This is a genomic window from Agromyces seonyuensis, assembly GCF_009789225.1.
In the GTDB taxonomy this organism is placed as follows: Bacteria; Actinomycetota; Actinomycetes; order Actinomycetales; family Microbacteriaceae; genus Agromyces; species Agromyces seonyuensis.
This window is the reverse complement of sequence record NZ_WSTA01000033.1, coordinates 1-11,459: the sequence shown is the minus strand read 5'-3', so window position 1 is coordinate 11,459 and position 11,459 is coordinate 1. Positions and strand designations below refer to the sequence as shown.

Here is an 11,459-nt window from a genome sequence, read left to right as displayed (position 1 = left end):
AGCAGGGACGATCGACCCGGGTCGCGACGTCGGGTCGCCGCGTCCGAACCCGTTCGGTCGGGCTCAGTGCATCACCGGGCTCATGGGGGCCGACACATCGTACTGTCCCGCGAAGCCCGGCGGCGCCTGCCGGACGAGCGCGGCCAGCACCGACGCCTTGAGCGCCGCCTCGGTGTCGTCGCCCCACACCACGCTCGCCCCGCCGTCGAGCGACAACCGCACGTCCGACGGCGTCTCGGCCGTGACCCCGCGCACCTGCGCGCGCACTTGATCCGGCAGCGAGCGGATGACGTCGCCGACCGAGACGAACTCCTCGGAGGCGATGCCGTCGGGCACCTCGAGGACGGGCTGCCCCTCCGCCGGCGCGTCGGAGTGGGAGATCACGACGCCCGCGGCATCGACGAGGTCCCACCCGCCGTTGCCCTCGATCACCCCGATCGGCGTGCGCTCCGTCAGGCGCACGATGAGCGTGCCGGGCGGGACGAGTTCCGTCGAGTAGCGCTCGATGAGGCTGAACGAGGAGAGGGCCGCGTGCACGGCCCGGTCGTCGATGAGCGGCAGCGGGGTGCCGAGTTCGTCGGCGAGGGCGTCGTGCACGGCCGCGGCCGGCACCGCCGACGCACCCTCGATGCGGATCTCCCGCAGCGCCATGAGCGGCGAGTACGCGGCGCCGACGAGGCCGCCGAGCACGACGACCGCCGTGCCCCCGCCGATGAGCCACGCAAGCCGCCGGTTGCGGGAGCGCTTCGTGAAGCGGCGCACCTCGGCCTTCTCGTAGCGCCGGGCCTCGGTCGCGGCACGCTTCGCCGCGCGGCGGGCACGTCGGTCGCCTGCACGTCCGGGCGCTTCGTCCGGCGCGCCCGCCGGGGCGGCTCCGGCCCCGGCTTCGGCGCGGGCATCGGGCCGCTCATCGCTCGTGGGCGCGGGCTCGCCGCGCTGCGGGGACATCGGCACGTACGTGGTCGTGACGACCGCGATCGGCTCCGTGGCGACGCGATCGGCCGCAGAGCTGCCGTCGGCCCGGCCGCGGCGCGGGAGCCGACCGCCGGTGTCGGCGTCGAGCGTGCCCGCGCCGGTGCTCCGCGGTCGGTCGAACCCCTGCGGCCGCTTCACGCGCGTCCCGTCAGGATTCCCGCTCGAGGGCCCCGAGCAACTGCGGGACGATGCGGTAGACGTCGCCGCAGCCGAGGGTGATGACGAAGTCGCCCTCGCGGGCGATCACGGCCGTGTGGTCGGCGGCCGCCTGCCAGTCGGCGATGAACGCGACGTGCTCGGGGTGTTCGAACCGGTCGGACACGAGCGCGCCGGTGACGCCGGGCTCGGGGTCCTCGCGGGCGCCGTAGACGTCGAGCACGACGGTCTCATCGGCGTACTGCTCGAGGACCTCGGCGAACTCCTTCGCGAAGAGCCGCGTTCGGCTGTACAGGTGGGGCTGGTGGACGGCGATGATGCGGCCCTCGCCGACGACCGTGCGGGCGGCCGACAGCGCCGCCGCGACCTCGGTCGGGTGGTGCGCGTAGTCGTCGTAGACGGACACGCCGCGCACGACGCCGTGCAGCTCGAACCGCCGCCCCGTACCGCTGAAGCTCGAGATCGCCTCGAGGGACGCCGCCGGGTCGTGGCCGAGGCCGACGAGCACCGCGAAGGCGCCGGCCGCGTCGATCGCGTTGTGGCGGCCGGGCACCTGCAGCCGCGTGCGGTAGGTCTCCCCCGCGTAGTCGACCGCGAAGGCGACCGGCCCGTCGGTCTCGATGCCGTGCACGCGCACCGTCGCATCCTCGGCCTCGCCGAAGGTGACGACGTTGCCGTGGGCGAGCTTGGCGGTGACGCGCTGCGCGCCGGCGTCGTCGCTCGAGATGACGACCAGCTCGCGCGCGTTGTCGGCGAAGGCGACGAAGGCGTCCTCGAACGCCTCGAGCGAGCCGTAGTGGTCGAGATGGTCGGGGTCGACGTTCGTGATGAGGGCGACCGACGTGTCGTAGAGCAGGAAGGAGCCGTCGGACTCGTCGGCCTCGACGACGAAGAGCGGGTCGGCGCCCGCGGCCGCGGACAAGCCGTACTCGGCGATGACGCCGCCGTTGACGAAGTTCGGATCGGTGCCGAGCCCGCGCAGGCCGGTGACGATCATGCCCGTCGAGGTCGTCTTGCCGTGCGCTCCGGCGACGGAGACGAGGCGCTGCCCGCCGATCAGCCAGGCGAGGGCCTGCGAGCGGTGCAGCACCGGGAGGCCGGTGTCGAGGGCGAGCCGGTACTCCGGGTTGTCCTGCCAGAGCGCGCCCGTGACGACCACCGCGTCGGCGTCGCCGACGTTGGCCGCGTCGTGCCCGATCGCGATCTCCGCGCCGAGCTCGCGCAGCGCCTGGATGTTGTCGGAGTCGCGTACGTCGGAGCCGGTGACCCGGTGGCCGGCGCCGAGGAAGAGGCGCGCGATCCCGCTCATGCCGGAGCCGCCGATGCCGACGAAGTGCACGGCGCCCAGGGTCTCGGGGATCACGGCGTTCAGGTCGGGCTTGATGGTCACGTGGAGGCGGTGCTTTCGTTTCGAGGGTGGGACGGCCGACGGCCGATGGCGCCGCGGCTCTCAGGTGCAACGTTACGCGTCGCCCGGGACTTCCCCGGCTCCCCCGCCGACGGTGCCCGGACGGGCGCGTTCGACGAGGGCGACCATCCGGTCGGTGCCATCGCGGAGCCCGGCGGTCGCCGCCGCGGCGGCCATCGCGGCGATGCGCTCGTCGTCGGCGAGGAGCGGCAGCACGGTCGACTCGACCCACTCCGGCAGGAACTCCGCGTCGTCGACGAGGATGCCGCCGCCCGCGCCGACGACGCCGGCCGCGTTGAAGCGCTGCTCGCCGTTGCCGACGGGGTACGGGACGTATACGGCCGGGATGCCGAGCGCCGACAGTTCGCTCACCGTCGCCGCGCCGGAGCGCGAGATCACGAAGTCCGCGAGGGCGAGGGCGAGGTCCATGCGGTCGACATAGCCGACCATGCGGTAGCCGGGCACGTCGGGGGCGGAGACCTCCGCGGCGCCGCCCGTGACGTGGAGCACCTGCCATCCGGCGGCGACGAGGGCGTGCGCCGACTCGACGACCGTGCGGTTGAGGCGCCGTGCGCCGAGCGAGCCGCCCGTCACGAGGAGCGTCTTCCGATCGGGATCGAGCCCGAAATGCGCGGCGGCCTCGACCCGGGTCGCCGCGCGGTCGAGCCGCTCGATCTCGACGCGCAGGGGCATCCCGACGAACTCGGAGTTCGGCAACGGCGTGCCTTCGAAGGCGACGCCGACGGCGGCGGCGAACCGTGAGCCGAGCCGGTTCGCGAGGCCCGGCCGCGCATTGGCCTCGTGGATGACGACGGGCACCCCCGCGCGGCGCGCGGCGAGGTAGGCGGGGGTCGCGACGTAGCCGCCGAACCCGACGACGACGTCGACGCCGCGCTCGGCGATGAGCCGCTCGACCCGGGAGACGGAGTCGAGGAAGCGCTTCGGGAAACGCAGTGCGGCCGGGTTCGGGCGACGCGGGAACGGCACCTTCGGGATCGTCTGGAGTTCGTAGCCACGGGCCGGCACGAGTCGCGCCTCCAGGCCCTCCGCGGTGCCGAGCACGATGACCTCGCCCTCGGGGTCGACAGCGCGAAGCCGGTCGGCGACGGCGAGCAGGGGGTTCACATGGCCGGCGGTGCCGCCGCCGGCGAGGAGCGCGACGCTCACGCGGCGGCCTTGGCCTTGCGCCTGGCGGGCTTGCGGGGCGACGCCTCACGGGCGAACGACAGCACGACGCCGATCGCCGCGAGCGTCGTCACGAGCGCCGAACCGCCGGCGCTGACGAGCGGCAGGGGGACGCCGAGGACGGGGAAGACTCCGAGCACGACACCGATATTGACACATGCCTGACCGATGACCCACACGAGCACGAACGCCGTGGCCGCCCGCCCGAAGGGCGACTCGGTCGACTGGAGGGTGCGCGCGAGCGCGTACGCGAGCCCGACGAAGAGCAGGATGACGACGAGCGCGCCGATGAGCCCGGTCTCCTCGCCGATGATCGCGAAGATGAAGTCGTTGGACGCCTCCGGCAGCCAGTCGTACTTCGCCTGCGAGCCGCCGAGCCCGACGCCGAAGAACCCGCCGGAGGCGAGCGTGAAGAGCCCCTGGCACGACTGGAATGCGAGGTCGGTGTTGTAGTTCTCGCACAGGCCCTGGTTCGCGAAGGACATGATGCGGTCCATCCGGTTCTGACTCGCGAACGCGAAGCCGGCGAAGGCGACGAGCGCGGCGAGCACCGGCACGATCAGGTTCTTGATCGGCACGCCGATGAGGAAGAGCGCCCCGAGCAGCGCGACGCCCATGACGACGACCGTGCCGAGGTCCTCGCCGAGCAGCACGAGCCCGATCGCGGTCCCGCCGACGAGGAGGATCGGGAGGAGTCCCGAGCCGAACCGGTGGAGCTTGTCGCGCTTGGCCATGACGACTGCGCCGAGCCAGAGCACCAGCGCGAGCTTGATGAGCTCCGACGGCTGGAGCTGGAAGCCGCCGATGACGAGCCAGTTCCGGTTGCCGTTGACCTTGACGCCGAGGTCGGTGAAGAGCACGAGGCACTGGAGGAAGCAGGCGAACGCGAGGAACGGCCACGAGACGAGCCGCCAGAACTTGACGGGCATCCGGGACGCGATGAGCATCGCGACGATGCCGACGCCGGCGAACGACGCCTGTCGGAAGAACTCGCCGTAAGCCGAATCGCTCGCCGCCGCCGACTCGACCGCGCTGCTCGAGAGCACCATGGCGAGGCCGACGGTCACGAGGAAGAGCGTGATCCCGAGGACGAGGAAGTAGTTGAGCGACTCGGCACGGAACACCCGGCCGAGCTTGATCCGGACCGAGCCGACGGACTGAGCGCCGCCACCAGGCGCGGCCGGCGGTGTCGCCTCAGCGGTCCCCGTCCGGCCGGGCGTCGCCCGTGGCCTCTCCGTCGCGGTCGTCATGCTCGTCTCCCAGGTGCTCGGAGACCGCCTGCGCGAAGCGGCGGCCGCGGTCGGCGTAGTCGGTGAACTGGTCCATCGACGCCGCGGCGGGCGCCAGGAGCACGGTGTCGCCCTCGCGGGCGAGGCCGGCCGCCAAGGCGACCGCCTGCGGCATCACCTGTTCAGTCTCATCGGCATCGACCTCGACCACGGGCAGGTCCGGCGCGTGTCGGGCGAAGGCCGAGACGAGTTCGTCCCGCGAGCGGCCGATCACGACGGCCGCGCGCAGCCGGGGGACGTGCGCCGCGACCAGTTCGTCGACGTCGACGCCCTTGAGCAGCCCGCCGACGATCCACACGACGGGCGCGAACGCCTTGAGGGACGCCTCCGCCGCGTGCGGGTTGGTCGCCTTCGAGTCGTCGATCCAGCGGATGCCGCCGGAGGCGGCGACCGTCTCGATGCGGTGGTGGTCGAGGCGGAACTCGTCGAGCGCGTCGTGGACGACGCCGACCGGCACGCCGAAGGAACGTGCGAGGGCGCTCGCGGCGAGGATGTTGGCAACGATGTGCGGTGCGTCGAGCCCGTGCCGCCCCAGTTCCTCGCGCGTGGTGAGCTCGAGCGCGCTCGTGCGCCGCTCCTCGAGGAAGGCGCGATCGCACAGGATGCCGTCGACGACGCCGAAGTCGCTCGGGCCCGGTGCGCCGAGCGTGAAGCCGATCGCTCGAGCCCCGTCGGCGACCTCCGCGTCCTCGACCATGCCGCGCGTCGCCGCGTCGTCGACGTTGTAGACGCACGCGACCTTCGTGTTCCAGTACACGCTCGCCTTGGCGTCGCGGTACGCCTGGGGCGTGCCGTGCCAGTCGAGGTGGTCGTCGGCGAGGTTGAGGCACGTGCTCGCCCAGGGTTCGAGGGAACCGACGCCCTCGCGCCGGATCCAGTGCAGCTGGTAGCTCGAGAGCTCGACGACGAGGACGTCGAAGCCGCCCGGGTCGCGGACGGCGTCGAGCACGGGCACCCCGATGTTGCCGCAGGGCGCCGCCCGCAGGCCGTTCGCCGCGAGCAGGTGCGCGGTGAGCTGCGTCGTCGTCGTCTTCCCGTTCGTGCCCGTGACGAGCATCCATTCGGCGGCGTTCACCTTGTCGCGCACGCGCCAGGCGAGCTCGATGTCGCCCCAGATCGGCACGCCCGAGGCCGCCGCCCACTCGAGGACGGGGTGGTCGGGGTGGAATCCGGGCGAGACGACGAGCACCTCGGGCGCGAAGGCGACGAGCGAGTCGGGCGCCGCGCCCAGCGCGTCGCGCTCGAACGGCACCGCGAGCACCTCCAGGATGCGTTCGCGGTCGGCGTCCTCGCCGGAGGCCCAGACGCGCACGTCGGCGCCGAGCTCGGCGAGGGTGTCGGCGACGGCGAAGCCGGTCATCCCGAGCCCGAGGACGGCGGCGCGGAGGCCCGTCCAGTCGGCGTGCCAGCTCGTGAGCGCGTCGAGACGCTCGCTCACTGCGAGAGCCATTCGAAGTAGAAGGCGCCGATGCCGACGGCGACGAAGAGGCCCGAGATGATCCAGAACCGGACCACGATGGTGACCTCCGCCCAGCCTTTCAACTCGAAGTGGTGGTGGATCGGGCTCATCAAGAAGATGCGTCTGCCCTTGGTGGCCTTGAAGTAGGTGCGCTGCACGATGACCGACCCGGTCTCGATCACGAAGAGGCCGCCGAGGACGATGAGCAGCAGCTCCGTGCGGCTGACGACCGCGAGTGCGGTGAGCGCGCCGCCGAGGGCGAGCGAGCCGGTGTCGCCCATGATGATCTTCGCCGGGTTGGTGTTCCACCAGAGGAACCCGAGCACGGCGCCGACGATCGCGGTCGCGACGATCGCGATGTCCAGCGGGTCGCGCACCTCGTAGCAGCGGTACTCGTCGGCCGGGTTCAGGCCGATGCCGCCGCAGCGCTGGTTGAACTGCCAGAACCCGATGAGGATGAAGGCGCCGATCGAGAAGATCGAGGCGCCCGAGGCGAGGCCGTCGAGCCCGTCCGTGACATTGACCGCGTTCGAGGCGGACACCGTGAGGATCGTGATCCACGCGGTGTAGAGCACGATGCCGACGGCGGCGCCCGCGAACATGAGGTCGAGCGGCAGGTCGCGGATGAAGGAGACGTGGGACGAAGCCGGGGTCACGCCGTCGGCGTTCGGGAAGTTCAGCGCGAGGACGGCGAACACGACGGCGACGATGCACTGGCCGGCGATCTTCGCCCAGCCGCCGAGGCCGAGGCTCTGCTTGCGATGCGTCTTCAGGAAGTCGTCGACGAAGCCGACCAGGCCGAGCCCGACGAACATCAGCAGCACGAGCATGCCCGTGACCGTCGGGGTCTCCCGACCGATCCAGGTGCCGGCGAAGTAGCCGAAGAGCGCCCCGAGGATGAACACGATGCCGCCCATGGTCGGCGTGCCGCGCTTGAGATGGTGCGACTGCGGTCCGTCCTCGCGGATGAACTGTCCCCACTCCAGCCGGCGGAAGAGCCGGATGAAGAGCGGAGTCAGGAACAGCGTGAAGGCCAGGGACAAGCCGCCGGCAGCCAGCAGTGCGATCACGCGAACCATTCTCCCAATCGATCGCCCAGATGGCGCAGGCCCGCCGAGTTGGACGATTTCACCAGAATCGCATCGCCGGGCTCGGCGAGGCGGGTGACGAGGTCGAACGCCTCGTCGAAGGTCTCCACGAACGTCGATTCGCCGTCCCAGGATCCCTCGTTGATCGCCGAGATGTGCAGCCGACGGGCGCCCGTTCCGACGACGACGAGCTGGTCGATGCGCAGGCGCACCGCGAGGAGCCCGATGAGGTCGTGCTCCTCCCCCGAGTACTCGCCGAGCTCGCTCATCTCGCCGAGCACTGCGATGGTGCGCTTGCCCGGCTCCCGGATCTGGGCGAGGGTCTTCAGCGCCGCGGCCATCGAGTCCGGGCTCGCGTTGTAGGCGTCGTTGACGACCGTGATGCCGTCGCGGCCGCCCATGAGCTGCATGCGCCACCGCTCGGCGAGCGTCACGGACCCGAGCGCATCGACGATGTCGTCGAGGTCGACGCCGAGCTCGAGGCTCGCCGCGATCGCCGCCAGCGCATTGGAGACGTGGTGCTCGCCGAGGACGCCGAAGCGCACCTCGGCGCGACGGCCGCCGGGGATCTGGACGGTGAAGTCGGTGCCGCGGGAGTGCGCGCGCACGTCGAGCGCGCGGACGTCCGCCGACGGACCCTGCCCGAAGCGGACGACGCGGGCACACGTGCGCTCGGCCATGCCGTCGACGCGCGGATCGTCGGCGTTGAGCACTGCGACGTCCTCGGGGAGCAGGCCGGTCACCATCTCGGACTTCGCCTCGACCGTGCGCTCGATCCCGCCGAACTCGCCCGCATGGGCGAGGCCGACCTTCAGGACGATGCCGACGTCGGGCTTGGCCATGCCGATGAGCCGCGCGATGTCGCCGACCTTCGACGCTCCCATCTCGGCGACGAGGAAGCGCGTGTCCTCCGTGAGCTCGAGCATCGTCGTCGGCGCGCCGACCTCGTTGTTGAAGGATGCCCGCGGGGCCACGGTCGGGCCCACCCGCTCGAGCACCGTGCGCAGCAGGTTCTTGGTCGTCGTCTTGCCGTTCGAGCCGGTGACGGCGACGATGCGGAGCCTCCCGAGGGCGCGGACCCGCGAGACGACCTCGGCGGCGAGCGCCCCGAGGGCGACCACGGCATCCTCGACGACGAGCTGCGGTGCAGCGGCGTCGACCTCGTGCTCGACGATCAGGAGCGCGGCGCCCGACTCGACGGCGCCGGCCGCGAACAGGTGGCCGTCGGAGTGCTCGCCGGGCTTGGCCACGAACACGCCGCCGGGCACGACCTCCCGGGAGTCGGTCGTCACGGGGCCGGAGACGAGCGTCGTGCCCGGCACCTCGGCTCCGGCACGTGAACCGCCGATCGCCGCGGCGATCTCGTCGATCGTGAGGCCGATCATGCGCGCCGCTCCGTGTCGCATCCGATCATCGCCGGTTCGGCGCGCAGCGCACCGAGCTCCGCATGGTCGACCATGCTGCCTTCTTTCATCACCAGGTTGCCGGCAGCTCAGGCGCCGAAGTCCCGGACGGCACCACCCGGTTCGCCATGAGCACCTGGCTCATGATCTGCTGGAAGACGGGGGCCGCCGCTGCGGACGAGTTCATCTTAACGGGATTCATGATGCTCACCGAAACGACGTACTGGGGGTCGTCCGCCGGGGCGAAGCCCGCCGCGGAGACGAGATAGCCGTCCTGATAGCCGCCGTTGACGAGGTCGGGGACCTGCGCGGTACCGGTCTTCGAGGCGACCCGGTAGCCCGGGATCGCCCATTTGTCGTGGACCCAGCTGTTCTCGTAGACCTGCTCGAGCATCGCGGTCGTCTGCGCCGCCGCATCCTCCGAGATGACGCGGCTGCCCGTGTCCGAGCGCTGCTCCGTCATCGTGCCGTCGGCCAGTTCGCAGCCGTCGACGAGGGAGACGGGCATCCGCTCGCCGCCGTTGGCGATCGTCTGGTAGGCGCTCGCCATCTGCACGGCCGTGACCGTCAGGCTCTGGCCGAACGTCGTGGCGTACTTCGACTGCTTGTCCGGCGGATCCGCGACGTTCGCGATCGTGCCGTCCTCCTCGCCGAGGAAGCCGACCTCGCTCACCGCGCCGAAGCCGAACTTCGAGTCGTAATCGAAGCGCTCGTCGTCGCCGAGGCGCGTGCCGAACTGGAGCATGCCGGTGTTCGAGGATTCGATGAGCACTCCGGTGAGGGTGAGCTTCTCGGTCTCGTGGAACTCCGAGTCGGCGAGGTTGATCCCGGGCTCCACCCACCGGTAGGGCGCCTCGACGCCGTCCGTCGGCGTCGCCTTCCCGGCGTCGACCACGGACGCCGCGGTGACGGCCTTGAAGGTAGAACCGGGCTCGTACGGCGCCGTGAACACCCGGGAACCGCGGTCGGCCACGTCGGTCGCGTCGCGCGCGTTCGGATCGACGGTGGGCACGTCGACGACCGCGATGAGCCGGCCGGTCTTGACCTCCTGGACGACTGCGGTCGCCCACTCCGCCTGCACGGCCTGCACCTGGTCGGCCACGATCGACTGCGCGCGGAACTGCAGGTCGGAGTCGATCGAGAGGTGCAGGGTGCCGCCGTCCTTGGCCGGCACCTCGGTCTCGACGGTGCCCGGGATCTCGACCCAGTCGCCGCGGGCCTGGAGGTAGCGCTCCTGCCCGTTCTGCCCGGCGAGGCACGAGTTCTCCGAGGATTCGAGACCGGCCAGGGGGTTGCCGTCGGTGTCGGTGAACCCGACGAGGTTGCCGGCGACCGCGCCCTGCGGGTAGGTGCGGCTCGGGTGGCGCACGATGCCCACCCACGGCAGGTCGAGGTCGACGATCTGCTCGCGCACCGAGTTGTCGACGAGCTTGGCGAGATAGGCGAAGTTCGCATCCGGATCGGCGGCCAACGAATCGCCGACGATCTTCGTGATCGACTCGCCCGACATGCCGAGGACGGCACCGAGCTCGGCGAACACCTCGGCCCGTTCGGCGAGCACCTCGGCGACCGGCACCACCACCTCGTGGGTCTTCGTCGGGTCGACCGTGTCGGCCACCTTCCGCGTCTCGAGCGTCGCGTCCTTCGGGCCGATGGCGATGTCCCACCGGGTGACCGTCGAGGCGAGCTCCGCGCCGCTCGCGTCGACGATCGAACCGCGGGTGCCCCAGACCGTCCGCGAGCCCGAGCGAATGCCGTCCGCCTGCTCATTGAGCTCGGCGGCGCGCACGACCTGGATGTCGAAGAGCCGGACCGCGAAGACGCCGACGAGGATCGCCAGGACGAGCCCGAAGGCGGCGACGCGCCCCGTGTTACCGCGCACCCGGCTCATCGCCGTCCCCCTCGGGACGGGCACGCCGCATCCAGCCCGGGCCGCATCGTCGCCACCGCCCGATCAGTGCGTGGTCGGGGTCGGGAGCGAGTCGACGACGGGCGGGGCCGGCTGCACAGTGGGCGCGGCGGGGTCGACGGGAGTCGCGGGAGCCGCGGTTCCTGCATCCGTCGCTCCTTCCTCGCCCGTCACGAGCGGCAGCCCCGCGATCAGCGAGTTGGGCACGAGCTCCGACGAGGCCGCCGCCCCGCCGACCGCCGGTGCCGGATTGCCGAGCACTGCGCCGTCCGAGAGCCGGAGGAAGGCGGGGTTCGCATTCGGCACCATACCGAGGGCCTCGGCGTTCGCCGCGAGGTACTGCGGCGATTCCGCCCGCTCGAGCGCTTCGGTCCGCTCCGCCTGCTCGCGGGCGAGCTTGGTCTGCTCGGTGCGGAGGGCGTCCAGCTCGTAGGCGCCCTGCGAGAGCGCCACGCCGACGATGAGCTGCACGGCCGCGACGAGGGCGACCGCGCCGACGGCGATGGCGGCCGTGACGAGGCTCGGACGGCGGCGGGTGCGGGGCGACGGCGCCTCGACGGGCCGAGGCCGCCGGCGCGGCGTCGACT

Annotated in this window: 9 protein-coding genes; all 9 read right to left on the bottom strand. The window is 71.8% G+C overall.

The window, feature by feature from the left end:
• Positions 1-63: 63 nt before the first annotated feature.
• Positions 64-1,113: a cell division protein FtsQ/DivIB gene (locus GB864_RS18950; RefSeq protein WP_160424193.1), complete on the bottom strand. Its 1,050-nt coding sequence runs from the start codon at positions 1,111-1,113 to the stop codon at positions 64-66.
• 10 nt (positions 1,114-1,123) lie between these two features.
• On the bottom strand, positions 1,124-2,521 hold the full coding sequence (gene murC / locus GB864_RS08900; RefSeq protein ID WP_160424191.1) for a UDP-N-acetylmuramate--L-alanine ligase: 1,398 nt from the start codon (positions 2,519-2,521) through the stop codon (positions 1,124-1,126).
• A 72-nt stretch (positions 2,522-2,593) separates the two neighbouring features.
• Positions 2,594-3,706 carry an undecaprenyldiphospho-muramoylpentapeptide beta-N-acetylglucosaminyltransferase gene (gene murG, locus GB864_RS08895; protein WP_160424189.1) on the bottom strand — a complete coding sequence of 371 codons (1,113 nt, stop codon included), beginning with the start codon at positions 3,704-3,706 and terminating at the stop codon, positions 2,594-2,596.
• Positions 3,703-4,848, bottom strand: coding sequence for a putative lipid II flippase FtsW (ftsW, locus tag GB864_RS08890; RefSeq protein WP_160424187.1), 1,146 nt, complete (start codon positions 4,846-4,848; stop codon positions 3,703-3,705). Before ftsW ends, murG begins: the two co-directional genes overlap by 4 nt.
• A gap of 70 nt (positions 4,849-4,918) precedes the next feature.
• The gene (gene murD, locus GB864_RS08885; protein WP_160424185.1) at positions 4,919-6,463 is read right to left on the bottom strand and encodes a UDP-N-acetylmuramoyl-L-alanine--D-glutamate ligase; all 1,545 of its coding nucleotides are present in this window, start codon (positions 6,461-6,463) and stop codon (positions 4,919-4,921) included.
• Entirely contained in the window at positions 6,448-7,542 is a 1,095-nt protein-coding gene (gene mraY, locus GB864_RS08880) for a phospho-N-acetylmuramoyl-pentapeptide-transferase (RefSeq protein WP_160424184.1), read from the bottom strand. Before mraY ends, murD begins: the two co-directional genes overlap by 16 nt.
• Positions 7,539-8,945 (bottom strand): UDP-N-acetylmuramoyl-tripeptide--D-alanyl-D-alanine ligase, encoded by a 1,407-nt coding sequence (locus GB864_RS08875; protein ID WP_160424182.1) that lies wholly within the window; start codon positions 8,943-8,945, stop codon positions 7,539-7,541. Before GB864_RS08875 ends, mraY begins: the two co-directional genes overlap by 4 nt.
• A gap of 88 nt (positions 8,946-9,033) precedes the next feature.
• On the bottom strand, positions 9,034-10,854 hold the full coding sequence (locus tag GB864_RS08870) for a peptidoglycan D,D-transpeptidase FtsI family protein (RefSeq protein ID WP_160424180.1): 1,821 nt from the start codon (positions 10,852-10,854) through the stop codon (positions 9,034-9,036).
• 63 nt (positions 10,855-10,917) lie between these two features.
• A partial coding sequence (gene ftsL, locus GB864_RS08865) for a cell division protein FtsL (protein WP_160424178.1) occupies positions 10,918-11,459 on the bottom strand: 542 nt, incomplete at its 5' end.

Coding starts and splice junctions, on each gene's coding strand:
- murD (WP_160424185.1), bottom strand. CDS start 6,463: ATGGCTCTCGCAGTGAGCGAGCGTCTCGACGCGCTCACGAGCTGGCAC.
- GB864_RS08875 (WP_160424182.1), bottom strand. CDS start 8,945: ATGATCGGCCTCACGATCGACGAGATCGCCGCGGCGATCGGCGGTTCA.
- GB864_RS08870 (WP_160424180.1), bottom strand. CDS start 10,854: ATGAGCCGGGTGCGCGGTAACACGGGGCGCGTCGCCGCCTTCGGGCTC.